At 63.1% G+C, this 24,885-nt stretch carries 27 protein-coding genes; 9 read left to right on the top strand and 18 right to left on the bottom strand.

Annotation, left to right across the window (positions count from 1 at the left end; all coding sequences use genetic code 11):
• Positions 1-16: 16 nt before the first annotated feature.
• The 9 genes from LSO07_RS15895 to LSO07_RS15855 all read right to left on the bottom strand — a co-directional run bounded on the left by LSO07_RS15895 (position 17) and on the right by LSO07_RS15855 (position 6,118).
• The gene (locus LSO07_RS15895; RefSeq protein WP_010398340.1) at positions 17-265 is read right to left on the bottom strand and encodes a DUF3297 family protein; all 249 of its coding nucleotides are present in this window, start codon (positions 263-265) and stop codon (positions 17-19) included.
• Between the two features lie 109 nt (positions 266-374).
• Positions 375-776 carry a GFA family protein gene (locus LSO07_RS15890; protein WP_151095343.1) on the bottom strand — a complete coding sequence of 134 codons (402 nt, stop codon included), beginning with the start codon at positions 774-776 and terminating at the stop codon, positions 375-377.
• Between the two features lie 11 nt (positions 777-787).
• Positions 788-2,560: an ABC transporter ATP-binding protein gene (locus LSO07_RS15885; protein ID WP_151095341.1), complete on the bottom strand. Its 1,773-nt coding sequence runs from the start codon at positions 2,558-2,560 to the stop codon at positions 788-790.
• A complete protein-coding gene (locus LSO07_RS15880; protein WP_151095339.1) occupies positions 2,557-3,111 on the bottom strand; it encodes a hypothetical protein in 555 nt (184 codons plus the stop codon). Before LSO07_RS15880 ends, LSO07_RS15885 begins: the two co-directional genes overlap by 4 nt.
• Entirely contained in the window at positions 3,111-3,632 is a 522-nt protein-coding gene (locus tag LSO07_RS15875) for a MauE/DoxX family redox-associated membrane protein (protein ID WP_151095337.1), read from the bottom strand. Before LSO07_RS15875 ends, LSO07_RS15880 begins: the two co-directional genes overlap by 1 nt.
• Positions 3,626-4,492 (bottom strand): SDH family Clp fold serine proteinase, encoded by an 867-nt coding sequence (locus tag LSO07_RS15870; protein WP_151095335.1) that lies wholly within the window; start codon positions 4,490-4,492, stop codon positions 3,626-3,628. The genes LSO07_RS15875 and LSO07_RS15870 overlap by 7 nt, the downstream gene beginning before the upstream one ends.
• A complete protein-coding gene (locus tag LSO07_RS15865) occupies positions 4,474-5,487 on the bottom strand; it encodes an ATP-grasp domain-containing protein (protein ID WP_151095333.1) in 1,014 nt (337 codons plus the stop codon). The genes LSO07_RS15870 and LSO07_RS15865 overlap by 19 nt, the downstream gene beginning before the upstream one ends.
• A gap of 68 nt (positions 5,488-5,555) precedes the next feature.
• Complete coding sequence (locus LSO07_RS15860; RefSeq protein WP_151095331.1) at positions 5,556-5,741, bottom strand: hypothetical protein; 186 nt, start codon at positions 5,739-5,741, stop codon at positions 5,556-5,558.
• A 188-nt stretch (positions 5,742-5,929) separates the two neighbouring features.
• A complete protein-coding gene (locus tag LSO07_RS15855; protein ID WP_034786916.1) occupies positions 5,930-6,118 on the bottom strand; it encodes a hypothetical protein in 189 nt (62 codons plus the stop codon).
• A 303-nt stretch (positions 6,119-6,421) separates the two neighbouring features.
• Here LSO07_RS15855 and LSO07_RS15850 point away from each other — a divergent pair, with 303 nt between their 5' ends.
• The 3 genes from LSO07_RS15850 to LSO07_RS15840 all read left to right on the top strand — a co-directional run bounded on the left by LSO07_RS15850 (position 6,422) and on the right by LSO07_RS15840 (position 8,693).
• Entirely contained in the window at positions 6,422-6,802 is a 381-nt protein-coding gene (locus tag LSO07_RS15850) for a hypothetical protein (RefSeq protein ID WP_151095329.1), read from the top strand.
• Between the two features lie 6 nt (positions 6,803-6,808).
• The gene (locus LSO07_RS15845) at positions 6,809-7,138 is read left to right on the top strand and encodes an immunity protein Imm33 domain-containing protein (RefSeq protein WP_070279608.1); all 330 of its coding nucleotides are present in this window, start codon (positions 6,809-6,811) and stop codon (positions 7,136-7,138) included.
• Positions 7,139-7,223: 85 nt separating this feature from the next.
• The gene (locus LSO07_RS15840; RefSeq protein WP_208672404.1) at positions 7,224-8,693 is read left to right on the top strand and encodes a serine hydrolase domain-containing protein; all 1,470 of its coding nucleotides are present in this window, start codon (positions 7,224-7,226) and stop codon (positions 8,691-8,693) included.
• Here the strand turns inward: LSO07_RS15840 and LSO07_RS15835 are convergent.
• Positions 8,690-9,274, bottom strand: a complete 585-nt coding sequence (locus LSO07_RS15835) for a type 1 glutamine amidotransferase family protein (protein ID WP_151095327.1) — start codon at positions 9,272-9,274, stop codon at positions 8,690-8,692. The genes LSO07_RS15840 and LSO07_RS15835 overlap by 4 nt on opposite strands.
• A gap of 377 nt (positions 9,275-9,651) precedes the next feature.
• A complete protein-coding gene (locus tag LSO07_RS15830; protein WP_034748152.1) occupies positions 9,652-10,425 on the bottom strand; it encodes a ferredoxin--NADP reductase in 774 nt (257 codons plus the stop codon).
• Between the two features lie 341 nt (positions 10,426-10,766).
• Between LSO07_RS15830 and LSO07_RS15825 the strand changes: the two genes are divergently transcribed.
• Positions 10,767-12,305 (top strand): hypothetical protein, encoded by a 1,539-nt coding sequence (locus LSO07_RS15825; RefSeq protein WP_151095325.1) that lies wholly within the window; start codon positions 10,767-10,769, stop codon positions 12,303-12,305.
• A gap of 239 nt (positions 12,306-12,544) precedes the next feature.
• Positions 12,545-14,050 carry an anion permease gene (locus LSO07_RS15820; RefSeq protein ID WP_151095323.1) on the top strand — a complete coding sequence of 502 codons (1,506 nt, stop codon included), beginning with the start codon at positions 12,545-12,547 and terminating at the stop codon, positions 14,048-14,050.
• A gap of 33 nt (positions 14,051-14,083) precedes the next feature.
• Here LSO07_RS15820 and LSO07_RS15815 read toward each other — a convergent pair whose 3' ends face one another.
• A complete protein-coding gene (locus tag LSO07_RS15815; protein WP_151095321.1) occupies positions 14,084-14,935 on the bottom strand; it encodes a DUF2306 domain-containing protein in 852 nt (283 codons plus the stop codon).
• A gap of 137 nt (positions 14,936-15,072) precedes the next feature.
• Between LSO07_RS15815 and LSO07_RS15810 the strand changes: the two genes are divergently transcribed.
• Together LSO07_RS15810 and LSO07_RS15805 are read left to right on the top strand one after the other, a co-directional pair.
• On the top strand, positions 15,073-16,140 hold the full coding sequence (locus tag LSO07_RS15810) for a sensor histidine kinase (RefSeq protein ID WP_151095319.1): 1,068 nt from the start codon (positions 15,073-15,075) through the stop codon (positions 16,138-16,140).
• On the top strand, positions 16,137-16,907 hold the full coding sequence (locus LSO07_RS15805) for a LytR/AlgR family response regulator transcription factor (RefSeq protein ID WP_151095317.1): 771 nt from the start codon (positions 16,137-16,139) through the stop codon (positions 16,905-16,907). The genes LSO07_RS15810 and LSO07_RS15805 overlap by 4 nt, the downstream gene beginning before the upstream one ends.
• Before the next feature lies 1 nt (position 16,908).
• Here LSO07_RS15805 and LSO07_RS15800 read toward each other — a convergent pair whose 3' ends face one another.
• From LSO07_RS15800 to LSO07_RS15785, 4 genes are all read right to left on the bottom strand, one after another.
• Positions 16,909-17,916: an NADP-dependent oxidoreductase gene (locus LSO07_RS15800; RefSeq protein ID WP_151095315.1), complete on the bottom strand. Its 1,008-nt coding sequence runs from the start codon at positions 17,914-17,916 to the stop codon at positions 16,909-16,911.
• Between the two features lie 33 nt (positions 17,917-17,949).
• Positions 17,950-18,759 (bottom strand): oxidoreductase, encoded by an 810-nt coding sequence (locus tag LSO07_RS15795; RefSeq protein WP_151095313.1) that lies wholly within the window; start codon positions 18,757-18,759, stop codon positions 17,950-17,952.
• 104 nt (positions 18,760-18,863) lie between these two features.
• Complete coding sequence (locus LSO07_RS15790) at positions 18,864-19,481, bottom strand: TetR/AcrR family transcriptional regulator (protein WP_151095311.1); 618 nt, start codon at positions 19,479-19,481, stop codon at positions 18,864-18,866.
• Positions 19,482-19,541: 60 nt separating this feature from the next.
• Positions 19,542-20,444 (bottom strand): LysR family transcriptional regulator, encoded by a 903-nt coding sequence (locus tag LSO07_RS15785; RefSeq protein ID WP_099387790.1) that lies wholly within the window; start codon positions 20,442-20,444, stop codon positions 19,542-19,544.
• 148 nt (positions 20,445-20,592) lie between these two features.
• On the opposite strand from LSO07_RS15785, the gene LSO07_RS15780 reads away from it, so the two are divergent.
• Positions 20,593-21,990 (top strand): amidohydrolase family protein, encoded by a 1,398-nt coding sequence (locus tag LSO07_RS15780; RefSeq protein WP_151095309.1) that lies wholly within the window; start codon positions 20,593-20,595, stop codon positions 21,988-21,990.
• Positions 21,991-22,000: 10 nt separating this feature from the next.
• On the top strand, positions 22,001-22,474 hold the full coding sequence (locus LSO07_RS15775; RefSeq protein ID WP_151095307.1) for a DMT family transporter: 474 nt from the start codon (positions 22,001-22,003) through the stop codon (positions 22,472-22,474).
• A 153-nt stretch (positions 22,475-22,627) separates the two neighbouring features.
• On the opposite strand, the gene LSO07_RS15770 is transcribed toward LSO07_RS15775, so the two are convergent.
• Both LSO07_RS15770 and LSO07_RS15765 read right to left on the bottom strand, forming a co-directional pair.
• The gene (locus LSO07_RS15770; RefSeq protein ID WP_151095305.1) at positions 22,628-22,813 is read right to left on the bottom strand and encodes a hypothetical protein; all 186 of its coding nucleotides are present in this window, start codon (positions 22,811-22,813) and stop codon (positions 22,628-22,630) included.
• Entirely contained in the window at positions 22,810-24,759 is a 1,950-nt protein-coding gene (locus tag LSO07_RS15765) for a cytochrome c/FTR1 family iron permease (RefSeq protein WP_151095303.1), read from the bottom strand. Before LSO07_RS15765 ends, LSO07_RS15770 begins: the two co-directional genes overlap by 4 nt.
• Positions 24,760-24,885: the final 126 nt, after the last annotated feature.

Below are 24,885 nucleotides of genomic sequence, written 5' to 3'. Positions count from 1 at the left end.
CAACTGAATGTGTTGCTTAACGGTAAAACGCTTCGACTTTGCCCTTCAGCTTGATCTGCAGCGGACGGCCGCGGCGGTCGAGGGACTTGGTGGAAGCGACCTTGATCCAGCGTTCGCTGATGCAATATTCTTCCACGTCAAGACGTTCCTTGTCGTTGAAGCGGATGCCGACGTCGTTCTCGAACACGGCTGCAACGTGGTAAGGGCTGCTAGGGTCGATCGACAGGCGATCGGGCAATGGGGGTAAGGTGGTGGTATCGTTCATGGGCGTAATTATCGCCCAGAATGCCGATCCAGACAACGGGGTGCGCGTGCTTATCTGGCCGGCCGCGGCGCTACGCTCCCGCATTTCCCTTCCCAGCGATGCCTACGCCCTACAGATGCCGTGTTTCCTGCGGCGACACATTCCACTCGTCATGCAAGCCATCGACAAAGGTGACGGGCACCCGGGCCAGTTCGGCCGCCGAGACATCGTCGAGGCAGTTGACGCCGATGCCGAAAAACGGACCGCTGCGGGCGGAATCGCCACTCCCGAACAGGCGCACGCCGCAGTGGCGGCAAAAGTAGTGGCGTTCGCGGCCGGCGCCGAAGCGGTATTCGCTCAAGTCCGCCTCGCCGGCCAGCAGGCGGAAGGCCGTGGGCGGCACTTGGCTGGCCCAGCAGCGGATTTTCAGGCAATAGGAACAGTTGCAGCGCAGGCTGGGCGCCGCTAGGTCGATCTCGGCCGCGAAGCGCACGGCGCCGCAGTGGCAACTGCCATGACAGGTTTTTTTCATCGTGTCTTACTTTACAGCGTTGCCGCACTCGCATGCAACTGCTGGAATTGCGACAACTGCTGCTGCATCAGCCGCGCATACTGGCCGCCCGCGCGCAGCAGCTCGGCGTGCGTGCCTTGCTGGCATATCCGGCCCTTGTCCATGACGATGATGCGGTCCGCTTTGATAATGGTGGAAAAGCGGTGGGCGATGATGATGGTGGTGCGCCCTTGCATCAGTGTATCGAGGGCGAGCTGCACCTGCTGTTCGCTGGCGGCGTCGAGCGCGCTGGTGGCTTCGTCCAGGATGAGGATTTTCGGCGCGCGCAGGATGGCGCGGGCAATCGCGATGCGCTGCTTCTGTCCACCGGACAATTGCACGCCCCGTTCGCCCACCAGGGTGTCGTAGCCGTCAGGGAAGGCCGCGATGAAATCGTGGGCGTGCGCCAGGCGCGCCGCCGCCACCATCTCGTCGCGCGTCACCTGGCGGTCTGGCACGGCAAAGGCGATATTGTCCGCGATGCTGCCGGAAAACAGGGCAGGTTCCTGTTCCACCACGGCCATCTGGCGCCGCAGCTGCGTTACGCCCAGCACGTGCGCATCGATGCCGTCGAATTGCAGGCTGCCCGCGTCAAGCTGGTAGTGGCCCAGCACCAGGCTGGCGATGGTGGACTTGCCCGCGCCCGAGGCGCCCACCAGGGCAATTTTTTCGCCCGCCCGTATCGACAGGCTGACGCCGTCGAGGGCCGTGACCTGCGTGCGCTCGGGATACGAAAAGCGCGCGTCGCGCAGCGCGATGTGGCCGGCCAGCGGCGGTTGCGGCGCCGCTTCGGGCACCGCGCGGTGGCTGCGCAGGATCTCGAAGATGCGGTCGGTCGAGCCCATGGTGCGCATCCATGTGTTCCAGAATTCGCTGATGGAGCCGGCCGTGTCCGTCACCATGCTGGCATAGATGACAAAGGCCGTCAGCTCTCCCACACTCAAACGGCCCTGGCCGATCAGGTGGGCGCCGAAGCACAGGGTGGTCAGCAGGGCGACAAAAGCCAGCAAGCCTTGCGCGCCCTGGAACACGGCCAGCAGCCGCGTGCCGGCCAGGGATACCTCCAGCAGTTGCCGCATGGCTTGCGCATAGCGGGCCATGGCGCCGCCTTGCTGGTTGAACGCCTGCACCAGCCGGGCATGGGCAAAGTATTCCTGCGCCACCTTGCCGCTGGCAGCCAGGCTGGCGGAAATGGCCCGCGCGCGCTGCCGGTAATTGCTGCCTGATAACTTGCCGAGATACAGGCTGATGGGGATGAACAGGGCCAGCGGCAGGCTCAGCATCGGTGACAGATGCAGCAGCATGGCGATGCCGCCCAGAAAGACGCATAGCGAGCGCAGGGCATTGGCCGCGCCGATGGTCAGGCTTTCATGCAGGGCCGAGACGTCGGACGTGAGCCGGCTGTTCAGTTCGCCGCCATGGTGCTTGTCGAAGAAGGCGATGGGCTGGTTGATCACCACGTCGAACAGGCGCCGGCGCACCCCCATGACGATCATGTGGCCGCTCGACTGCAGCAGATAGAAGCGTGCGGTCGTGATCAGCGCATACAGCAGGCTGACGGCCAGCATGGCGGCCACCATGCCCGGCGTGACGCCGCGCCGGGTCAGTTCCGCCACGTTGTCGATGAAATACGCGATGGCTTGCGGGAAGGCCAGCTGCGCGCCCACGGTAAGGGCCATGCACAGCAGGCCGGCGGCGACGCGCCAGCGCACGGGATACAGCAGGCGCAGGCGTTCAAGATGCGGGCCGACATTCAGATGGCTCATGCGGCGCGCTCCTGTGCCGTCTCGTCAGCCAGTTGCTCGACGAGGGCCAGCCAGTCTTCATCGCCGATCAGGCCGGCCGCTTCCACGCTGCCCTGGTGATTGACGAATACATAGGAAGGCGAGCTCATTAGCGGATTCACGCGCCGGTAGTCGCGCAGCGTCAGCCGTGCCGTGGCCGCCCGCAAGGTGTTGCCGGGCAAAAAGGCGCGCAGGCGGCGGACCGGCTCTTCGCTGAGCAGCCACAGGGCCAGGCCCGCTTCCCGCGCCAGCGGCAGCAACTGTTCGATGCCGGCCAGCTTTTCCCCGCATTTCGGACAGCGGCTGGCCAGGAACAGCAGCACGGCCGCCTGGCCGCCGGCGCCCGGCTGGAAATGCGCGCCGCCAGCCAGCGGACGGGCTTGCACGGCAGGCAGGGGCTGGCCCGGCTCCAGCGCCGTGGGCGCGATGCGTTCGCGGCGGCTGGCGCGCAGCACGGCCAGGCTGAGCCAGATATTGCCGGCGAGGGCAAACGCCAGCGCCGCCAGCACCAGTTGCAGGGTCGTGGAATCCATCAGTCTGCCTTTGCCAGAGTGGCGATCTCGTGCAGGGAAATCGTGGCCACGCACACGATGGCTGCCAGGCCGGCGGCCAATATGGAGGTGGCGATGGGCAAGGCCGGTTCCTGCGCCAGCGCAAAGTAGGCGCCGTTGATGCCGACCGCCAGCATGTTGCGCAGCAGGTCGTACTGCGACACGGGCCGTGCCGCTTCGCCAAAGCAGCTGCAGCGCACCACGCTGTGCGTGAAGTAACGGTAAGTCAATATGGCGGTGAGCGTGCTGAGCAGCAATAGCGACAGCAGCATCGGTATGTGGGTACCGCCGGCCAGCAGCCAGCCGGCCAGCAGCAGTTCTGTCATCACCAGGGCTGGCGCAGCGAATTGGGTTGCGGTGGGCAGCATGCCGAACGAGGTGGCCAGGTTGCCGCGAAAGTCTCCGTAGCTGCGCAGCTTGCCCGCGCTGGCCGCCAGCAGCAGCAAGGCGATACAGTAGCGCGCGATGTCGGCCAGTAACGCGGCCAGCACGGACGTCAGCATTGTGCGCTCCACACGGGCGCGAAGCCGCCCGGACGCTGGCGCCGCAGCTGCACGCCGTCGCGCGACGCCAGCAGGGCATCGTTCCACGGCTCGTCTGGCGCGCTGCGCAAGGCGCCGCCTATGCTTGCCTGCAATTGCGTCGAGATGGCCCAGCCCAGCCTTTCGGCGTGGATATCGCGCGCCATGTTCAGGCCCAGTTGGGCAAGCTCTTCGCGCGTCAAGGCATAGTTATGCGAGTGATAACCCGTCACCAGTTGCGCGACGATGGCGCGCCGCGCCTCTTGTGTGGCATCTGGCAATTGCCAAGCCAGCAATTCCTCGCCGATCTGCGCCAGTTCCAGGGTGGTGCGGTAGAAGGCCGTCAGGGAAGGGGGGAAGATGCTGCCGCACAGCAGGGACAGCGATTGCTGGCGCGCCTCGCTGGCATCGACGCCAAACCACTGCTGCGCCATGTCGCCGAACACCTTGATGTCCAGGCTGGACATCGAGCCGCCGTCGGCGCCATCGAGCTGCGGGTCGATGGGCGAGAACAGGGCCAGGTCGCCCGCGATGATTTCATCGGCGCCCAGGGCCAGCAGGGTGGCGGCCGACTGGCAGTGGAAGGGCACGATAAAGCTCAGGTGGCGCGCATGCTGGCGCAGCAGGATGGCGATGCGGCGCGCCGCGTTGACGATGCCGCCGCGGCCGTGCAGCACCACGTCAAGGCGCGCCACGGGGCCGATGCCCTGGCACAGCTCGTACAGGGCGGGGAGCAGCTCCATGTCCAGGTGCGAGGCGGCCAGGACGATGGCGCGGCTGTCGCGCGCCTGTTCCAGTTCGCGCAGCCGGACGGGAATCTGGTTCAAGTCTGGCTGCGGCATACGGCTCCTTCGATCAGGGCTGCGGCCACGCTTTCCAGCATGGGCAAGGCTGGCACCAGTTGTTGTACATACAAAAATTGACCAACAGGATTGTTTTCCAGGAAAACATACTCGCCACCGGGCGTGACGATGAGATCGAGCGCGCCATATTCGAGGCCATAGCTGTGCACGAAAGCGAGGCAGCGCTGCTGTATTTCCGCCGGCAAGGTGCATGCTTCATAGCGGATGGGGGCCGACATGTCGCGCGAGTCGATGGCCGTGCGCGCATCGTCCTGGGAATACAGGCGCGCGGCAAACAGTTGCTTGCCGATCACGGTGATCCGCAGTTCGTATTGCTTGGCGATATATTCCTGGAACTGGCAGCTCAGTTCGCTGACGGCGTCCAGGCTATCGAGCATGGCATCGTCGACGATGGTGGTGCCGATGCCGGCGCTGACCCTGTCAACATCCTCGACCGCTTCGGCGGCCAGGCTGGGCGTCGACATGCTCTTGAAAATGATGGGCCCTTTGATGCCAGCGCGGAAAGCGCGCACGTCGTCGGGCACGTTGGTGATCACGGTGGCGGGCACGCGAAAGCCCATGCGCGCGGCCCGCGCAAGCTGTTCGCCTTTCCATTGGGCGCCGCGCAGGGCCAGCGGATGGCTGAGCCAGTAGCAATCGAGCCCGTACAGCACGCTGAATATGGCTTGCTCCGTTTCCAGTTGCGCGTAGGCGCGCTCCTGCTGCGTCAGGTCGGCGCTGGCGTAGGCGTAGTCGGCCGCCTTGCGCAGCCAGACGGCGCCCACGTCCTGCAAGTTGAGCCAGTCGCCATCGGGCAAGTGGCGCAGGCGCGCGCTGGCGCGGCCGTCGTGCAGGCGCTGGCACAGCTGGTAATCGCGGGGAAAGGCGTCGAGGTCGATACGGAAGGGGGCATGGCCGCGGACGGCGAGGATGGCTTCGACCAGGTCGGCGTGCAGATCGCCGCTATGGCTGATAATCAAAACCTTTTTGTGCATGTCGTGGGCTTGCGGTAAAGGAAGGTAAAAAAGCCTTGCTGTGGCAAGGCTTTCAGCTGGCGAAGGTATCAGCAGAACACGCCGCCGTCACTCGAACCGATACGCGAATAGCGGTATTGCTCCTCGCTGTCGACAGCCGTGCAGCCGGCCACGGCGACGCCATCGCGTACTTTCCAGAGCGCAGGATGTGCTGGCTTCTTTTCTTCCTTTTTTTCCGCCAGTTTGAATGCGAACAGTTTGGTTTCTTTGTGCATGTGATCCTCTATTAATGGTGGTGTTCCGATTTTTCCGATAAATACTTATTTTAAAAAATGGAAACTTTAATTGAAAGGTGTTTGCATATGCATTGCGCGCGGAATAGCCGCGCCGCACGGCGCCGGTTTGAATATGGGGGAATATATGAAACCCCCACGCCGGGCGGGGGGTTATGGCGTGCCGGATATCAGCAATACTGGCCGCTGTCGTTGGGCTTGAGGCGCGAAGAGTCGCGATATTGATCATGGGTGCCAACGGCGGTGCAGCCGGCCACGGCGACGCCGTCGCGCACCTTCCAGGCGGTGGCGGGCGCTTCCTGTTTTTGTACCTGTTTTTCAGCCAGTTTGAATGCGAACAATTTGGTTTGGTTTTGCATTGTACTATCCTCTTGTGATGGTTAAGTACTGCTTGCGCTGTATGCCATGGTATATGGCCATTCGATATTAGCGCCTGAATAAATAAGCGTCAACTTGAAAATCAATCGTATCCGCGGTTATATTTTTCAAATACTCACCAAATATCACGCGAGCCATTTATGTTATTGCAGTGCGATAAATAATAGGTGCGGCACTTTAAATAATCGGCATGGTGCTCAATTATTGATGGCAAACGGATCGAGCATTCCCGCGGCGACGCACTATAATGGCGCCTGTTGAATGGATAAGGCACAACGTACTCTATGGAAATGGCCATCACAGACAGCCTGCGGCAGCTGGCATACGCGCAGGCCGCCGCCTTCGTGCAGACGCTGGACGGGCGCGATCCTGTTGCACTGCAGCGCGACTGGGGCTTGTCGCCGGGCGTGGCCGACGAGATCATCGAGATGCTCGACAGTTATTTTGCGGTTAGCCAGACATTGTCCCTGGCGCCGCTGGCGCAAGCCTTCGTGCCGGGCAAGGGTGGCCGTCCCGCCGTCGACGTGTATGCCACCGACGCCGGACCGCTGGGCCTGGAATGCCTGCTGCTGGCCGACGGCAAGCCGGGCGAAGCGACCTTGCACCTGGAAATGTCCGGCCACGACGGCGCGCTGCGCCTGCATTACCACTACATCGGATCCTGAAACACCATGACTGAACTGATCAGCGAAACACAACGGCGCATCTGCGACAAATTCGGCTTGCCGGCCCAGGCGCCCGAGCCCATGGTGGCCCTGGCCATCGCCAGCCTGGCGCAGTCGCCCATCTACGGCACGCGCATCGCGCTGCCGGAAAATGGCACCATCAGCTGGTTCATCCATTGCGGTGAGCACGACGATGCCAGCGGCTTTTACCAACCCCTGCATGCGGAACACCTGCACGAACTGCTGCCGCAGGTGGTCGATTACCTGGCCTTGCCCAGCGGCGCCAAGTTCATTCTCGACCGGGAAGGGTATGAAGACGTGTGGCTGGAAGAGTAACTTTCTGAACGGCAAGATTGTCGTTGACGTTGATAAATAGGTATGGGATGCTGCGGTTCCGTTTTCTCCTGTCGAAAGCCACATCTTGAACCCACGTCTCCCGTCTGTCCTGCTTCTCATGGCGCTTGCCGCCGTCCCCGTTGGCGCCGTGGCTGCAACTGCCGCCAGCCAGCCGAAGGTGTCCAACGCGGAACAGGAGATTGCCGCCTTCGTGCGCAGCGAAATGCAGGAGCGCCAGATTCCGGGGCTGCAACTGGCCGTGATACAAGGTGGCAAGGTTGTACTGGCGCGCAATTTTGGACTGTCCAGCCTGCAATACCAGGTGCCGGTGACGGACGCCAGCCTGTTTTCCATCAATTCGGCGACGAAAGCGTTTGCCGGCGTGGCCGTCATGCAGTTGGTGCAGCAAGGCAAGATCGACCTGGCCGCGACTATCGGCCAGTATCTGACGGGCTTGCCTTCAGCCTGGCAAGCCGTGACGGTGACGCAATTGCTCAACCATACCTCGGGCTTGCCCGATGTGCTGGACCAGCGCAGCGGCAAACTGGTGGGGCCGCAGCCGGACGACGCCGATGCGGCGTGGATAGCCGTGCAGGCGCTGCCCGTGGAAGCCAAGCCCGGCGAGCGCTACCGCTACAACCAGACCAATTACGTGTTGCTGGCGCAATTGATCGAGCGGCAAGGCGGCCAGCCTTTTACCGCCTTCGTCCAGCGCGGGCAGTTTGACGTGGCGGGCATGCCGCACAGCGGCTTTGGCGACGCGAAGGACGTGGTCGTCAACAAGGCCAGTTCCTACGTGCTGGACAGGGGTGGCAAGGGCTACCGCAACGTGATCGAAGATTTTCCCGTGTTCATGCGCGCCGGCGCCGGCATCAACAGCAATGCGGGCGAACTGGCGAACTGGCTCATCGCACTGCAGTCGGGGCGCCTGCTGGCGTCCGCCAGCATGGAACGGCTGTGGCAGCCGACCAGCTTGAATGATGGCAAGCCGGCGCCGTGGGCGCTGGGCTGGCCCACCATCGGCCGCGATGGACACCGTGCCGTTGCCGGCATCGGCGGCGCCCGCTCAGCCTTTTATGTGTATCCGAACGATGGCCTGGCCGTCGTTATCCTGAGCAACCTGGCCGGCGCCCAGCCGGAACAGCTGATCGATACCGTCGCCGGCTTTTATCTTCCCGCCCTGCGCCAGCAGCGCGGCGGCGCGTATGCCGCGCACCTGCTGCGCAACAAAGCGGCCAGCGCTGGTTTCGATGGACTGGACAAGAAACTGGCGGCCATCCGGCGCCAGCATGGGCTGTCTGCGCCCACCGACGATGACTTGAATGCCTGGGGCTACCGCCTCCTGCTGCGGCAGCAGCCGAAACAGGCGGTGGCCGTCTTCCAGCTCGGCGTGCAACTGTACCCGCAAGGGGCAAATGGCCACGACAGCCTGGCCGAAGCATACGAGGCGGACGGCGCCAAGGCGCTGGCCATCACGCATTACCGCCGTTCGCTGGAACTGGATCCGGGCAACACGCACGCCGTGGCGCGCTTGCGCGTGCTGGATGCCAACTAGCGTACTGCCTGGGCTGCCTTGCCGTGCTCGGCGCCGTGCATGGCCAGGTAAGCCGCCAGGTTGTCATCAGCTATGCCCAGGGCGCGCAAGACCTCGGCCGTAAAGCTGACGGGCGCCGTGCCGGGCGCCGTGATGACGCGCTGGTCGGCCACGGCCCACGGCACATCCTGGTACAGGGCGGCGCCCGCATAGCCGGTATCCTTCAGGTTGTCGGCGGAATTGGAGGTGTGGCGCACCGTGTCGAGCACCCCCGCCTGCGCCAGCACGCGCGTGCCGTCGCAAATGCCGGCCAGCACGATATTCCTGTCGCGGGCCGCGCGCAGCAAGGGGGAGAGGTCGGGCGCCTTGCCGCTTTGCCAGTGGCTGCCGCCACATACCATCAGCAAATCGAGTTCATCTAGCACAATATCTTCCAGCGCCAGTTGCGGCGTGACCAGCATGCCGCCGGACGAGGTGACGGGCAAGCCGCCGGGCGTGGCGAACTGCGTGTAAAAGCCGTAGTACAGGCGCGCCGTGGAATTGATCAGGGCGGTTTCCCAATCGGCAAAGTTCTCGGTCAGAATGGTGATGGCACGTGTCATGAAAAGTCCTGTCGCAGGTGGAGATATCGATAGTACAGGCTGGCTAGCCTGCTTGTGCCGAAAGCATAATGAAAAGCACTGACAATTTCTGTCAGGAGCGAGCGTGACTGATGCGCCGCCATCAGGGGCCGTGTTTATTTTGGCATGCGGCCGAATCCCAATGCGGTTTTACAGGCCACGTTTGCGACAGATCAAGCAAGGTCAAGACCGACCGTGCGGCCTCGCTGCTGTTCGTTTCCGGCCATGACAGGAAGCCTTTACGTCCTTGCAGCGCTTCATGAATGGATTGCGGTAGCCGCCGCCAATGAAAAGGCCCGGCGCCGCCGCAGGAAGCGGCGGGGCCGGGCCCCTGGGGTATTGCGGATGACTTTTGCGGATTACTTCTCGGCGAACGCGCGCTCGACAACGAAGTCGCCAGGCGTCGAGGTATTGCCTTCCTTGAAGCCACGTGCCTCCAGCATTTCCTTCAGGTCGCGCAGCATGTCCGAGCTGCCGCAGATCATCACACGGTCTTCGGCAGGGTTCAGCGCCGGCACGCCCAGATCTTCGGCCAGCTTGCCGTTTTCGATCAGTTCGGTGATGCGGCCCATGTTGCGGAAGTCTTCGCGCGTCACGGTAGGGTAGTAGCGCAGCTTGTCGCTGACCATTTCGCCCAGGAACTCATGCTTCGGCAGATGTTCTTCCAGCAAGTCGTGGTAAGCCAATTCATCGACCTGGCGCACGCCGTGCACGAGGATCAGCTGGTCGAAGCGCTCGTAGATGTCCGGATCGCGCACGATGCTGAGGAAAGGCGCCAGGCCCGTGCCCGTCGACAGCATGTACAGGCGCTTGCCTGGCAGCAGGTAGTCGGACACCAGGGTGCCCGTCGGCTTGCGGCCGACGATGACCGTGTCGCCCACTTGCAAGTGCTGCAAGCGCGACGTCAATGGACCGCCCGGCACCTTGATGCTGAAAAATTCCAGGTGGTCTTCATAATTGGCGCTGGCGATACTATAGGCACGCAGCAAGGGCTTGCCATCGACGCGCAGGCCGATCATGGTGAAATGGCCATTCGAGAAACGCAGCGACGGGTCGCGCGTGGTGGTAAAGGAGAACAGGGTATCCGTCCAGTGGTGCACGCTTAAAACGCGCTCTTCATTCATCGAACTCATAGTATTTGTTGGCTGGTCAAAAAAATGGTTAGTTGCTGGCAACTGCTGGCAAAAGTGAAACCCTGTGTAGGCCCAGACGCTATTGTACCGGCCTCCACACGAAATTGTTACCGTCTATCGCCGCCATTGCTGCCGCAAGCGGTGCCAACATTATAGTGCGGTTGGCAAGATTGGGCTGAAATACCCCTTGAAACAGGCGGGCGACAGGCAGAGTCTTGACCTGGCTCAGTTTTCTGGCGCTCAGGCGGAACTCCGCCGCCCATGCCAATCTTGCAAATTTATTGACTTCAGGAAAGATGGTTGCATTATAATATCTAAACGTCAATACACCGCCTAATATTATGACACTGGATGAAGAGAAGCAAATAGCCGAAATTAAAAAGCTCAGGGTTGAACGCCTGAAAACCATGAGTGGTTTATGTGCCGGTCTGAGCTCTACTTTTGGCCTGGTTGCCGTCTTTATTTATTGTTTCTTCGTGATTGGTTTTTTCCCATCCGGGTTAAGTGTTGGCGATACATTATTCTTTATTTTTGTCATGCTGGCTTTTTCCTGTATCGGTGCCTTATCGGTCATCATGGGGTTCTTGCCTTTTGTTCCGTGGGCTACACAAAAAATACTCCCATCCGGGAAGTTAAAGAGTACCGCATACCTGCTTGGTCTTTGGCTGCTTTCCCTGCTGCTGGTTATGGTTTTCTTTGAGGCTTTGAACAACGGCGCCGGCTCCGCCAGTGGATGCCAATTTGTCGTGTTAAGTATCGTAGCGGTGGTTCTCATTGGCGCGTACTGGTACCTGGCTCGCAAATTGACGGAAGATGGCTGGTTCGCCGTCGCCTACGTTATGCCATTGATTGCTTCCACGTCCATGCTGGGATATATTGCCGCCCTAAACAAGCCTGATGCTGGCAGTGGAGTTTTCAACTTCCTGGCAATACCTTTGGTGTTGCTATTTTCAGGAATGTTTTTAAGTCTTGGCGTGGCGATGTTTTCCACATTCGTGCCGCTTCCGCCCCCCATTCCGCCCGTTCCACCCGTTCCGCCCGGCCCCGCCACGGCCAACCTCAGCGCCAGCTCCCGGAGCGCTTTTGCCAGTATTGCAGTGGGAATCCTGTTTGCCTATATTCCATTGCTGGCAGGCCAGCATAGTTTTAATTATGTGATGAGTGGTCTCGGGTTGCGTTCCGATGCCGTATTGATCGTCAATAAAACGAATTTCGCCACGATGCAAGCTGCGGCCGATGCCAAGGGTGTGTTGCTGCATAGTTGCAAAATGGATGGCGACAGCTTTTCGATCAGTAATGTCCGGGTTCTGTGGCATGGGGTTGGCCTGCGCAGCTATATCGAATTGAAAGGGACGGCTGCCGCCGATGCAACAGATACGCGGATTGAGTTGGATAGCGCCGGCGTCAAGGTTTCAAGAGGGGGAAAAGAGACGGTTTGCCAGGAGCTGAAAAACGGGATCTATTTCAGCTCTGGAAAAGAGACGTTCGAAGAAGGACAGTGGGCTATTTCAAAATCGTACATTGATAAATTCATGCCGCAGGCAAAAAAAGGCGAGGAGAAAAAAGTAGTTATCGTGGGCTTTGCCGACCCGATGCCTCGCGAAAAAGAGGGTAATTTCGTTTTGGCGCACAAAAGAGCATGCACCGTGTTCCATCAACTGGTACGCGACACATCGATCAGCGAGGCGGATGCACTGATTGACATACGCCTGGATCGCGACGGCATCAGCGGCTGCGGCGAGATGAAGGACTCGCTCAAGCAACGGGCATGTTTTGAGCAAGGCCGCCGTGTCGAACTTCAGGTTCTGACAGGCGTGGAGAAAGTTTCGCGTGCCGGTACTGCCGATGCGAAAACGGCTTGCGGCGCGCCAGCACATTGACGCCTGGCGAGAGGCGCTTTTGTTGCGCATGCCGCTCCCAGATCAACGATTTGAAAGTTAGTTGAAGAGGGCGGCGTGACGGGGCGGGGCCGCGTCAGCCTTGCGTGTATGATATTGCCGAACAGAATTGTTGGGCATCTGTCATCTTGCGGGCGCGCTTCTTGTGCCTACCGGCCCATGAATCTGCGTGCACGATTCCGACCGCGAGGATGCCTGACCCACAGCGAAAGGTAATAAAGATGTATAAAACAGTGCGCGACCTGTTCCTGCATTTCAAGGAAGCCGTCCCATTCCGCCTCGTCCCCGCCCTGATCTGCACAGTCTTGCTGTTAAGCATGCTATTGCTGCCGGCGCCGGATGGCTTGACGCCCAAAGCCTGGGGCCTGGTGGCGATTTTCCTCACCACCATCCTGGCGATCATTCTGAAGGTCATGCCGATCGGCGTGATGGCGATGATGGCCATCGTCATCGTTTCATTGTCGCAAGTGACGTCGACCTCGTCCAAGGGCGCCATCACGGATGCGCTCAGCAGTTTCTCGAATCCATTGATCTGGCTGATCGTCGTGGCGATCCTGATTTCGCGCGGCCTGAAAAAGACGGGGCTGGGCAGCCGCATCGGCCTGCTGTTCATTTCCCTGCTGGGCAAGCGCACCATGGGCATCGGCTATGGCCTGGCGATCTGCGAACTGGTGCTGGCGCCATTTACACCGAGTAACACGGCACGTGGCGGCGGCATCGTCCATCCCGTCATGAAATCGATCGCCAATGCCTTCGACTCGGACCCGGCCAAGGGCACGGAAAAGAAAGTCGGCACCTATCTGGCCCTCGTCAACTACCACGCCAATCCGATCACCTCGGCGATGTTCCTCACGGCCACGGCGCCGAACCCGCTGGTGGTCGACTTTGTGGCCAAGGCCAGCGGCCAGAGTTTTCACCTGACGTGGACCACCTGGGCCCTGTGCATGCTGCTGCCGGGCCTGGTCTGCCTGCTGGTCATGCCGCTGATTATTTATTGGCTGTCGCCGCCGGAACTGAAAGCCACGCCCGACGCCGTCACCTACGCCAAGGCGGAACTGAAAAGCATGGGCCCGCTGTCGCCGTCGGAAAAAGTCATGCTGGGGACCTTCGCCCTGTTGCTGCTGCTGTGGGCAAACGTGCCCGCCATGCTGTTCGGTTCCGCGTTCTCGCTCGATGCGACGGTGGTCGCCTTTGTCGGCCTGTTTGTACTGATCATTACCGGCACCATCGACTGGGACGACGTGTTGTCGGAAAAGAGCGCCTGGGACACGTTGGTGTGGTTCGGCGCGCTGGTCATGATGGCCGAGCAGCTGAACAAGACGGGCGTGATCGCCTGGTTTTCGGCCGGCATGAAGGCCGCCATCGTCGCCAGCGGCATGGACTGGCTGCCGATTGCCGCCGTCCTGGTGCTGGTATTCGTCTTTTCGCATTACTTCTTCGCCAGCACGACGGCCCACATCAGCGCCATGCTGCTGGCCTTCCTGACGGTGGGCCTGCACCTGATCCCGGCCGAATACCACGTGCCCTTCATGCTGATGATGACGGCCGGCTCGGCCATCATGATGACCCTGACCCACTATGCGACGGGCACCTCGCCCATAATCTTCGGCAGCGGCTTCGTGACGATGGGCAACTGGTGGCGGGTCGGCTTCATCATGTGCGTGGTGGAACTGCTGATCTTTGCCATTGTCGGTACCACCTGGTGGAAGGTGCTTGGCTACTGGTAACAGGCGTTTGCCCGGCCGCATGCCGGGCGGCGCTCAGCCGTGCATGCGCGGCAGCCACATGCACATCGCGGCCACGGTGATGCCCGCGCTCATCGCCACCGTCAGCAGTGCCAGCACGGCCGCCATGCCCAGGCGCAGCATCGCGTTGCCGCCGTCGCGGCAGCGCAGATAGGCTTCCAGCACGGCCAGCGGCAGCAGATACTGGGCAAAGGCGAGGAAGCTGAGGAATGGCCCCGTGAAGCTTGCAGGGTCGAAACCCGCCGGGCCGCCGTTGACTGCCAGCCAGCACATCAGTCCCACGCGGAAGAACCACACGCCGCTCACGGCCAGAAACAGCCGCAGCGCCCAGCGCCGGTGCGCCGCGAACTCGCGCCGCAACGCGTTCTTCAAGGCCAGGCCGGCGAAGACCAGCACCAGCACGGCATTGAGGCTGATGCCCAGGTGCTGTAGCGTATCGCCCACGGCGCCGCGCCACCACAGCATGTACAGTCCGGACAAGGCGGCCAGCACGGCGCCGGCCAGGTAGACTCTGCCGTTCCAGCGGTGCAGGCGGGGCGCGTGGCGGCGCACGTGCGGCACCAGTTGCAGCGCGCCGCCCAGCATGAGGATGGCTGCCAGCAGCAGGTGCACGCCGGTGGCCAGGTTGCCCACGCCATCGCCGGGCACGTGGCCATGCGTCATGACGGCATTCCAGCCCGGCAAATCGCCGCGCGCCGCAGCGCCGCCATACAGGGCGACGATGTAGGCGGCGAAGAACAGCTGGCCGATGACGGTGGCGAGGAACCAGAAGCGGGCGGACGCGGACAGTGCCGTGGCGGCCCATTGGCGCGATGGCGCCAGGTGCGGCGAGGGCAGGGGGCTGGCGGTGGAACTGGCGGATGGCATCGGTATCTCCTGGCGGCATGAACGAAGCATCAGGATAGGCGGCCGCCTCCCGAGCGGGCGCGAACAGGCGGAGACGGTGCGACGAACGGCGGTTTTCAGGGCTTGAACGGCGGCCGCTTCCCGCGTATGGTGACGCCATGAGGCCTGCCCCTGTCACCGCCCGCCGTGCCCAAGCGTTCTTGCCGACCGCGCGGCAGGCGCTCGTCGTGACGGTCTTCACCTTGCTGCTGTCGTGGCTGCTGCATCTGCTCAGCGGTACGCCGTATCTTGGCGTGTTTGGCCGCATCGGCTTCATTGGCGCGGCGCTGCTGCTGGCGTACTCGGCGGCGGGAGCCTTGCGGCCGCGCTGGCTGTCGCTGGCGGCGGCGCGCCTGGGCGCCGTGGTGCTGATGGCGCCCGTGGCAGCCCTGGTCACGGCGCTGGCCACGCAGCGGGGCCAGTTCCTTGCCTATCTCGCGCAAACGCAAACCCTCGTCGGCCATTTCCTGATGGTCGTGCTGGCTGTCGTCTTCGGCATGCTGTTTTCCCTGCTGGCCATGCGCAGCGAACGGCGCGAGCGCGAACGGGCCGACCGTCTGCAGGCCGAACTGCAGAAAAATACCCTGGAGCGCGAACTGCTGGACGCGCGCCTGCGCCTCTTGCAGGCGCAGATCGAACCGCATTTCCTGTTCAATACCCTGGCCAATGTGGAAGCGCTGGTGGCGTCCGGCTCGCCCAACGCGGGACCCGTGCTGCGCCACCTGATCGCTTATCTGCGCGCCGCCATGCCGCGCCTGAACGATGAAGCCGCCACCCTGGAGCAGGAATTGCAGCTGGTGCGCGCCTACCTGGAACTGATGCGGGTGCGCATGCCGGACCGCCTGCAATTCGAGGTGGCCCACGTCGCGCAGGCAGCCGGCCTGCGCTTTCCGCCCATGGCGTTGCTGACCCTGGTGGAAAACGCCGTGCGCCACGGCATCGATCCCGCTACGGCGGGCGGGCGCATCGCCGTGGGCGCGACGGTGGAGGGGGCCGGCGGCAAGAGCTGCGTCTGGGTCAGCGATACGGGCGTGGGCATGGCCGAGACGGCGCAGCCTGGCACCGGCCTGAACAATGTGCGCAGCCGCTTGCAAGCCGTGTATGGCGCCAGCGCCCGGCTGGAACTGCACGCGCTCGACCCGCATGGCGTGCGTGCCGAGCTGCATTTTTCTGGAGGACAGTCTTGAAAACCATTTCCGCGCTGATTGCCGACGACGAACCGCTGCTGCGCGAACGCCTGCGCAGCCACCTGGCCGTCCTGTGGCCGGCCTTGTCCGTGATCGGCGATGCGCGCAACGGCGCCGAAGCGCTTGAATTGTTTGAGCTGCATCAACCCGACATTGTCTTTCTCGACATCCGCATGCCGGGATTGGACGGCATCGCTACGGCGCGTGCGCTGGCCCGCCGCGCGCAACTCGTGTTCGTCACCGCGTATGACCAGTATGCATTGCAAGCGTTCGAGCAGGGCGCCATCGATTACCTGGTGAAACCCGTCGATCCGGCCCGCCTGGCCGACACCGTGCAGCGTTTACAACGCCAGTTGCCCGGCCCACCGGCCGATGGCGGTGCGTTCGATGCCATGCTGGACCAGCTGGCCAGCCGCCTGGGAGGACGCGCCGCGCCGCCGGCCCGGTTGCAATGGATCAAGGCATCCGTGGGCAGCAGCGTGCGCCTGATTCCCGTCGAGCAAGTGCGTTATCTGCGGGCCGAAGAGAAATACACGCTGGTGGCGTGGGAAGAGGGCGAAGCCCTGATACGCACCAGCATCAAGGAACTGGGCGAACAGCTGGACCCGGCACGCTTCGTGCAGATACACCGCGCCGTCATCGTCAACCTGGCGTATGTCAGCCAGGTAACGCGGGGCGTGAATGAAACGGCGCAGCTGCACTTGCGCGGCAGCGAGGAAACCTTGCCCGTCAGCCGCAGCTATCTGCAGCATTTCCGGCAGATGTGACTCAAGCCGCGGGAAATTGCACCACCACCTTGCCGCGCGCGCGTCCCTGCGCCAGGTAAGCCAGCGCCTGTTTCGCCTCACGGAAAGGAAACACCTGGTCGATGACGGGACGGATGCTTCCCCCTTCGATCAAGGCGGCGATCTGCGCCAGCTGGCTGCCGTCGGGACGCACGAAGTGGAAGGCATAGCTGGCGCCGCGCCGCTTCGCCAGGCCGATGATCTTGCGGCTGAGCAAACCAAACACCAGTTTCAGCACCACGTTCATGCCACGCGCACGGGCGAAAGCGGCGTCCGGCGGGCCGATCAGCGAGACGACATGGCTGCCAGGCTTGACGATGCGCAAGGCCTTTTCCAGCCCGTCGCCGCGCACCGTGCCCAGCACGGCGTCGTAATCGCGCAGCACGTCCTCGAACGGCTGTTTCTTGTAATCAACCACGTCATCGGCGCCCAGGCCACGCACCAGCTCCACGTTCGCCGTGCTGGTGGTCGTGCCCACGCTGGCGCCCAGGTGCCTGGCCAGCTGGATTGCAAACGTGCCGATGCCGCCGGAACCGGCCGGAATGAATACTTTCTGGCCTGGCTGGAGCTGCATGCGCTCATGCATGGCTTGCCACGCCGTCAAGCCCACCATGGGAATCGAGGCCGCCTGCACGAAATCGAGGTTGACAGGCTTGAGGGCGGCCGCCTGTTCGGGCACCACGGCAAATTCGGCCAGGCTGCCGTATGGCGTGTCGAAAATACTGGCATACACAGCGTCTCCCACCTTGAAGCGCGTGACGGCGCTGCCCACGGCCACGACCACGCCGGCCAGGTCGCTGCCGAGGGTGGCAGGCAAGCGCAGTTTCAATATCGGCTTGAAGTCGCCCTTGGGAATCAGGTTGTCGATGGGGTTCAAGCCCACGGCGTGCACCTGCACCAGCAATTCGCCGGGGCCGGGAATGGGGCGGGGCAGTTCGGCAAACGCCACGTGATCAAGGCCGCCGTATTGTTTGAGTTGCAATGCTTGCATGGTGTTCTCTCTGAAGGCTGAAAAGGGGGGCGATCAAGCCAGGCGCAGATCCTTGCGCAAGCCGGCGTCCATCAGCGCGGCGGGCATGAAGCGGCGCATCAGGCGCAAGCGCGCCGCCAGCGGCCCGGCCGTGTAGCGCAGCTTGGGCTGGCGTGCCTGCGCCGCCGCCAATACCGTGTCGGCCACGACGCCAGGGTCATCGGCGCCGGCCATCAGCGCTTGCAGCCGGCGCGTGACGGCCATGCTGACTTGCCGGTAGGCGGACAGCGGCGCATCGGGCGCCAGCAGATTGGCTTCGAACGTGGTTTTCGTATAGGCCGGCTCGATGACGCTGGCGCGGATGCCCCAGCCGCGCACTTCATGGTCGAGCGATTCCGTGTAGCCCTCGATGGCGTGCTTGGTGGCGGAATACAGCGCGCCGTAAGGCATGGGCAAAAAGCCCACGACGGAACCGATATTGAGGATGCGCCCGCCGCCCTGGGCCCGCATGTGCGGCAGCACGGCCAGGGTCATGCGCAGCACGCCATAGAAATTCGTGTCGAAGATGGCTTGCGCCTGCGCCATGCTGCTTTCCTCGGCGCCCGCCGGAGCCACGCCGAAACCGGCGTTATTGACGAGCAGGTCGATGCGGCCTTCGCGCTGCATCACCTCGGCTACGGCGGCAGCGACAGACGCATCGCTGGTGACGTCGAGCGCCAGCATCGCATGGCCGACTCCGGCCGTTTGTGCACCGCGCCGGCTGGTGCCGTACACCGTGTAGCCCGCTTGCGCCAGGCGCTGGGCCGTGGCCGCGCCGATGCCGGACGAAGCGCCGGTGACCAGGGCAATCTTGTGGTTTTTCATGGCAGTTCCTTCAGTGATTGACAGCTTGGGATATAAAATATGACGATCATCATATTGTTGTTGAAAAAAAAGCCCGGGACGTATCAACGTCACAGGCAGGACAATTAACTGGTCGCTTGAAGCTGCGCCAGGGTGGCCGCGCACAGCGCGTCCGACAGGGCCGGTTCGTCGACGGCACGGGCGAGGATGGTGGTGCCGATCAGGGCGCACACCGTCGCCATGGCCTGCGCATGCGCTTCGGGCTGGCCCCAGTTCGGCAACTGGCGCGCGAACAGGTCGATCATTTCCTTGATATGGATGGTGGCGGCGCGCCGCACCTCGGGCGCCTGGCGCGGCATTTCCGAGCCCAGCGCCGACACGGGGCAGCCAACCTCGATGGCGGCGATGTGTTCGGGCGACAGATACGCGGCCATCATCGCCTGCAGGGCCTGGCCGGGAGGGGCGGCAGCCGCCACCCTGGCCGCCAGCGCCACCGCTTCGGCTCCCGCGCGGTCGCCCGCTTCGGCCAGCAGCGCGTCGCGCGAGGCGAAGTGCGCATAGAAGCCGCCGTGCGTCAGTCCCGCTTCCTTCATGATATCGGCCACGCCCGTGCCCGCATAACCGCTGCGGCGGATGGCGCGCGTGGCCACCTCGACGATGCGTTCGTGTGTGGCTTCCTTGCGGCTTTGCGCCATGATTTTGGCCGCTGACTTGTTGGGTAAGTTCTGCATGATGATCATCATATCGTAATTTCCAACTCCGTGCACGCGATGCGCTGCGCCTGCGGGTGGCGCTCGGCGCGGTCAAATCAGGCTGGCGTTGCTGAACAGTTCTGTCGTCCAGTCGGTGAAGGCCCGCATTGCAGGGGAGAGAAAGCGGTGGTGGGGATAGAGTAGCGATACCGGCACAGGTGCCGGCCGCCTGTCGGCCAGCACCTCTACCAATGCTCCAGCCTGCAAATGGTCGCGCACCAGGATCTCGGCCAGCTGCATCAAGCCGTGGCCGTCGAGGCCCAGTTTGATGTACAGCCCGGTCTCGTTGACTGCGGCCGTGCCAGGGACAGGCACCGCGACGCGGACGCCATCGTCGATGAAATGCAGATCGCTCCCCCGCCGCGCCGTGCTGGAAAAGTAGTGGATGGCCCGGTGGCTTGCCAAATCCTCCGGGAGCGCGGGAACACCGTGTTCGGCCAGGTAGGACGGCGCCGCGCAGGTGATCCAGCGCAGCTCGCCCAAGCGGCGCGCGACCAGCGTCGAGTCTTCCAGGCTGCCGGTGCGGATGACGCAATCGACTCCCTCCTGTATCAAGTCGACCTGGCGATCATTGACGCCGATCATCAGGTAGATATCCGGGTAGCGCTGCTGAAATTGCCGCAACTGCGGCAGGATCACGGCATGGGCGATGCCGCCCGGCATATCCACGCGCAGTCGTCCTTGCGGGCGCTCGCCTGGGCCTTGCAGGCTGGCTTCGGTATCGTCGATGAGGTCGAGTATTTCGCGGCAGCGGTGGAAGTAGCGCTCGCCTTCGGGTGTCAGGCTGAGGTTTCGTGTGGAACGGTTCAGCAGGCGCGTCTGCAAATGTTTTTCCAGCCGCTTGATGATGCCGGTGACCGACGATGCGGGCAAGCCCAGGGTCTCTGCCGCGCGCACAAAACTCCTGCTCTCGACCACGCGAAGGAATACCTGCATTGCTTGTACGCGATCCATGTCTTGTCCGTGTGATGCTAAAGGAAATGGCACTATAACCCAACATTGTTCGGATTTTCCGCATGCTGAAAACGCCCGGCGCTACTTTTTCCGTCGGCTTGACTGCACTAGACTGCGTGCAACCCATTACCTATCGCAGGACTCAACCATGCTTGAACAAGATACTCAATTGCCGGCTCTGCTGGCGCCACTGGCCCCAGCCCCCCGCACGATGCTGATACGCGGCGCGACGATCATCAGCATGGATGGCAATGTCGGCAATTTGCCCAAGGGCGACATCCTGATTGCCGACGGCGTCATTGCCGCCATCGGCGTGCACCTGGAGGCCGACGGTGCCGAAGTGATCGATGCCGCGGAGATGATCGCCATTCCGGGCATGGTCGATACCCATCGGCATTCCTGGGAAGGCCAGCTGCGCCGCATCAACCCGAATGCGGCGACGCTCGAGGACTATTGCAACGCCACCCATTTCTCGTTTGCCAAATACTACCGGCCGCGCGACATTTACGTGGGCAACCTGCTCACGGCATTGGGCTGCATCGACGCCGGCATCACGACGGTGATCGACAACTCCCATAACAGCCGCACCGCGGCGCACTCCGACGCGGCCGTCGAAGCATTGCTCGATACGGGCATCCGCGCGGTGCACGCATCCGGTGCGCCCGTATCGGGCGAGTGGGATGAGGCGCATTGGCCGGGCAACCTCGCACGCCTGCAGGCCAAGTATTTTGCCAATCCCGACAGCCTGGTGACGCTGGCCATGATGGCGCAGCTGGAACCGCAGCAGTGGGCCGTCGCGCGGGCACTGGGCATTCCCATCGTGACCGAGTTTTTTGGCGGTGGCATGGCAGCGGAGCTCGAAGGCCTGCACCGGCAGGGAATGCTTGGCAGCGACAACATCTTCAACCACTGCACCTGCCTGCCGGAATCGGGCTGGAAAATCTTGCGCGAGGCAGGCGTGCGCGTCAATGTATGCCCGCGTTCGGATGCCCACTACGGTATCGAGGATGGCATGAATGCCTGGCAGGCGGCGTTCCAGCACGGCATACGCCCCGGCCTCAGTGTCGACAACGAGACCTCGTACAGCGGCGACATGTTCATGGAAATGCGCGTGGCGTTCTACCTGCAGCGGGTCTTGGGACATACCCAGCGCCTGCATGGGCATCGCCATGCGGCGGCACCCACCGATGCGTTGCGCTTGCTGGAGGCGGCCACGATCGACGGCGCCGCGTGTGCGGGACTGGAACAGCGCATCGGCAGCCTGGCGCCAGGCAAGCAGGCCGACCTGGTGTTGATACGCACCGGCGACCTCAACCTCTACCCGGTCAACAACGCCATCGGTACCGTGGTGCACGCGGCAGAGCGCAGCAATATCGATACCGTCATCATCAACGGGCGCGTGCGCAAACGCGGTGGCGTCGTACTGGGCGTGGATCAGGCAAGGCTGCGCTCCGCGATCGACGAATCCTGCGCTCACCTGTTCAATGCCGCCGGTTACCAGCCCGATCTGTTTGCTGAATCGTTCGCGCCGATCCACCATGCGTAAGCAGCGCCTGATGAACGCGCTACTGTTACCCATCGCTTTCGGCGCGGGCATCGCCATTGCCTTGCAAACCACTTTGAATGGCCAGCTTGCGCGGGGCATCGGCGGAGACTCCCTGACGGCGGCGCTGGTGTCCTTCACCATCGGCGCGCTGTGTCTGGCTGTGATCTCCTTGCTGCGCGGTGGCAGCGTGGCGTCACTGGCGGAAGTTCCCGCTCAGCCCCTCTGGAGCCTGTTGGGTGGCATGCTGGGTGCCGGCGCCTTGCTGTGTAACGTCTTGCTGGCACCGCGCATCGGCTTAACCTTGCTGGTGGGACTGGCCGTGGTCGGCCAGCTCACGTCATCGCTGGTCATCGATCACTTCGCTTTGCTCGGTGCAACGGCACGCCCGATTTCGCCCGGAAAACTGATGGGCTACCTGCTGATGATCTCCGGTTTGGCAGTGCTGGTGTTCGGAGACCGCGTGTCGAAAGCCCTGTCCGGATGAAAACGGCACCATCCACGCAAGGGCGACGTCAGGAAATGGTCCGCAATGTCCTGGCCGTGGCCACCTCGACGATGCGTTCGTGGGTGGCTTCCTTGCGGTTTGGCGCCGAGGGTTGGGCAGTTGAGTTGTTGCGCAAGTTCCGCATGATGGCCATCATATTCTATTCAGGATGTCTTGCCGGGTAAAGGAAAACGGCGGCGCATCCTTGCCTGGCCCGCCGCCCGTCATGACGATGTTGGCGATGAAAGTGGGGCCGATGGCGGGGGAGGGATGGCGCGCCTGAACAGGCGCGCCGTGGCCGGCACGGGCAGCTTGCCCGCGCCGGCTCCACAAGGTCAAGCCAGCTTGCGCTTGCCTGCCGAGACGCGGTTCCAGCCATAGCCAACGACGATGATGGCCAGGATGGCCGCCTGCGCCAGCAAGGTTTCCAGGGTCGGCAGGATGCCCAGCAGGTCGACGCGGATGAAATCGACGGGACTCACGCCGACCCAGCCCGCTTCCTGCAGCGCGGCCACGCCTTTGCCCATCAAAATCACGGCCAGCACGGCCACGAAGGCGGACGTCCACGAGAAGAATTTGCCGATCGGCATGCGCGCGCTGGTGCGCAGCAAGGCCCAGGCGATCACGACCAGCAGCACGATGGCCACCAGGAAGCCGCCCAGCAGGGCGCCGCCATTGCCGTCCGCCGCCAGGGCGGAATAGAACAGCACGGTTTCAAAGACTTCGCGGTAGACGGCGATGAAGGCCAGGGCGAACAGGCCCCAGGCGGAGCGCCGCGTCATGGCCGCCGTGAGTTTCTCGTGCAGGTATTCCTGCCAGCGTCCGGCACTGCTCTTCTGGTGCATCCACAAGCCCACGCTGAGCAGTACCAGGGCCGCGAACACGGAACCGAGGCCTTCGCTCACTTCGCGGCTGGCGCCGCTGATGGTCACCAGATACGTTGCCGCCACCCATGTCAGGCCGCCTGCCACCAGCGCGCTAGCCCAGCCCGCATGCACATAGGGCAGCACGTCGTTGCGCTTGGCCTTGCGCAGGAAGGCGATGATGCCGATGACGATCAGCAGCGCTTCCACGCCTTCGCGCAGCAAGATCGTCAGGGCGCCGACAAAGGTCGTCATCGGGTCGGCCTTGGCGTCGCCCAGTTCCGCTTCCACGTGGGTAAACAGTTGCTGCAGCTTTTCGCCGGCCGCGTCGGCGTCGGCCACCGTGCCCTTGGCCACGGCGGAGCGGTAAGCCAGCATGGCGTTTTCCACGGCCAGCAGCAGGGATTTATTGCGCGCGCCCACCATCGGCTCGATCGGCTCGAAACCGTCCAGGTAGGCCGACAGGCCCAGGCGCGTGGCGCCCGCGCGGTCGCCCGCATGCATGGCCTCCAGGCTTTCCGCCAGGCGTAAACGCGACAGGGCCAGGCCGGCCGGCTTGTGCGCCTCGGCCTTGCCAGGGTTGCTGCGCAAGTACGCCGTCAAGGCTTGCGCCTCGTCCGCGCCCAGCTTGGCGGCAACGGCTTCTTGCGTCAGGGTCGTCACGGCAGCCAGATCCGCGTACAGGTTCTTGCTGCGCGGATCATCCTGCCACAGCTTTTCTCCGCGTGCGCTTGCCGCCGTATCGTGCGACATGCCGCCGACATAGAACGCCAGGTCCCAGCGCTCGTTCTCGGACAGCTGGCCAAAACTGGCCATCGAGGTGCCGGCCACGCCTTGCGAAATGACCTGGTACAGCGCCATCAGGCTGCGCGACTGCGCCCGTTCGCCATCCGTGAAGGCGATCGGCTTCGGTTCCAGGCTGGCCGCCAGCGGACCGTCGCCGCCGCCGGCCACGCCGTGGCAAGACGCGCACTGGGCCGCATACAGGGCGGCGCCGCGCGCCAGGTTGGGCAGTACCTTCGGCGCCACGGGAATCGGGTAGGCGGCAATCAGCAAGCCGTTCGCGTGGTGCGCCAGGCGCTTGACTTCCGCGCCGTCCGCCTTGGCGACGACGGCTTTGCGCAGGTCGGCGATGGCGGCGGCGATGGCCGCCTGCGACGCGTGGGCGGGCAGGGCAGCGATCTGCGTCGTCGCGTTGTCCGTAAAATCGAGCATTTCCGCGTATTCCGCTTCGCTGACCACTTTGCCGTGCTCGACGGCGCCGCTGTAATCGACGGCAACATAATCAATTAATTGCCATAACTGCTTGGCGCCGGCGCCCTGGTCGGCCACTTGCGCTTGCGCGCCACCGGCCAGGAGCAGGCTGAGGCTGGCGGCCACGAGCGGATAGCAGACGAGCCATTTCTTGATAGAACTGAACATGATTCTCATTCTCATTTGTCGTTAACCCGGCGACTATAGGACAGACCGTGCGGGGTGTCAACGGCGCACGGGCGTGCGCGTACTGTCCCGGTCATTATTCTTGACCAGGACAACGTGCCGGGAGAA

Source organism: Janthinobacterium sp. PLB04 (genome assembly GCF_021165895.1).
Lineage (GTDB): Bacteria > Pseudomonadota > Gammaproteobacteria > Burkholderiales > Burkholderiaceae_D > Janthinobacterium > Janthinobacterium lividum.
This window is presented reverse-complemented; position numbering and strand designations above follow the sequence as displayed.

What these genes read in the sequence shown, in the direction of transcription:
- LSO07_RS15895 (WP_010398340.1), bottom strand. Translation starts at nt 265, where the DNA reads ATGAACGATACCACCACCTTACCCCCATTGCCCGATCGCCTGTCGATC.
- LSO07_RS15890 (WP_151095343.1), bottom strand. Translation starts at nt 776, where the DNA reads ATGAAAAAAACCTGTCATGGCAGTTGCCACTGCGGCGCCGTGCGCTTC.
- LSO07_RS15885 (WP_151095341.1), bottom strand. Translation starts at nt 2,560, where the DNA reads ATGAGCCATCTGAATGTCGGCCCGCATCTTGAACGCCTGCGCCTGCTG.
- LSO07_RS15880 (WP_151095339.1), bottom strand. Translation starts at nt 3,111, where the DNA reads ATGGATTCCACGACCCTGCAACTGGTGCTGGCGGCGCTGGCGTTTGCC.
- LSO07_RS15875 (WP_151095337.1), bottom strand. Translation starts at nt 3,632, where the DNA reads ATGCTGACGTCCGTGCTGGCCGCGTTACTGGCCGACATCGCGCGCTAC.
- LSO07_RS15870 (WP_151095335.1), bottom strand. Translation starts at nt 4,492, where the DNA reads ATGCCGCAGCCAGACTTGAACCAGATTCCCGTCCGGCTGCGCGAACTG.
- LSO07_RS15865 (WP_151095333.1), bottom strand. Translation starts at nt 5,487, where the DNA reads ATGCACAAAAAGGTTTTGATTATCAGCCATAGCGGCGATCTGCACGCC.
- LSO07_RS15860 (WP_151095331.1), bottom strand. Translation starts at nt 5,741, where the DNA reads ATGCACAAAGAAACCAAACTGTTCGCATTCAAACTGGCGGAAAAAAAG.
- LSO07_RS15855 (WP_034786916.1), bottom strand. Translation starts at nt 6,118, where the DNA reads ATGCAAAACCAAACCAAATTGTTCGCATTCAAACTGGCTGAAAAACAG.
- LSO07_RS15850 (WP_151095329.1), top strand. Translation starts at nt 6,422, where the DNA reads ATGGAAATGGCCATCACAGACAGCCTGCGGCAGCTGGCATACGCGCAG.
- LSO07_RS15845 (WP_070279608.1), top strand. Translation starts at nt 6,809, where the DNA reads ATGACTGAACTGATCAGCGAAACACAACGGCGCATCTGCGACAAATTC.
- LSO07_RS15835 (WP_151095327.1), bottom strand. Translation starts at nt 9,274, where the DNA reads ATGACACGTGCCATCACCATTCTGACCGAGAACTTTGCCGATTGGGAA.
- LSO07_RS15830 (WP_034748152.1), bottom strand. Translation starts at nt 10,425, where the DNA reads ATGAGTTCGATGAATGAAGAGCGCGTTTTAAGCGTGCACCACTGGACG.
- LSO07_RS15825 (WP_151095325.1), top strand. Translation starts at nt 10,767, where the DNA reads ATGACACTGGATGAAGAGAAGCAAATAGCCGAAATTAAAAAGCTCAGG.
- LSO07_RS15820 (WP_151095323.1), top strand. Translation starts at nt 12,545, where the DNA reads ATGTATAAAACAGTGCGCGACCTGTTCCTGCATTTCAAGGAAGCCGTC.
- LSO07_RS15815 (WP_151095321.1), bottom strand. Translation starts at nt 14,935, where the DNA reads ATGCCATCCGCCAGTTCCACCGCCAGCCCCCTGCCCTCGCCGCACCTG.
- LSO07_RS15810 (WP_151095319.1), top strand. Translation starts at nt 15,073, where the DNA reads ATGAGGCCTGCCCCTGTCACCGCCCGCCGTGCCCAAGCGTTCTTGCCG.
- LSO07_RS15800 (WP_151095315.1), bottom strand. Translation starts at nt 17,916, where the DNA reads ATGCAAGCATTGCAACTCAAACAATACGGCGGCCTTGATCACGTGGCG.
- LSO07_RS15795 (WP_151095313.1), bottom strand. Translation starts at nt 18,759, where the DNA reads ATGAAAAACCACAAGATTGCCCTGGTCACCGGCGCTTCGTCCGGCATC.
- LSO07_RS15790 (WP_151095311.1), bottom strand. Translation starts at nt 19,481, where the DNA reads ATGATGATCATCATGCAGAACTTACCCAACAAGTCAGCGGCCAAAATC.
- LSO07_RS15785 (WP_099387790.1), bottom strand. Translation starts at nt 20,444, where the DNA reads ATGGATCGCGTACAAGCAATGCAGGTATTCCTTCGCGTGGTCGAGAGC.
- LSO07_RS15780 (WP_151095309.1), top strand. Translation starts at nt 20,593, where the DNA reads ATGCTTGAACAAGATACTCAATTGCCGGCTCTGCTGGCGCCACTGGCC.
- LSO07_RS15775 (WP_151095307.1), top strand. Translation starts at nt 22,001, where the DNA reads ATGAACGCGCTACTGTTACCCATCGCTTTCGGCGCGGGCATCGCCATT.
- LSO07_RS15765 (WP_151095303.1), bottom strand. Translation starts at nt 24,759, where the DNA reads ATGTTCAGTTCTATCAAGAAATGGCTCGTCTGCTATCCGCTCGTGGCC.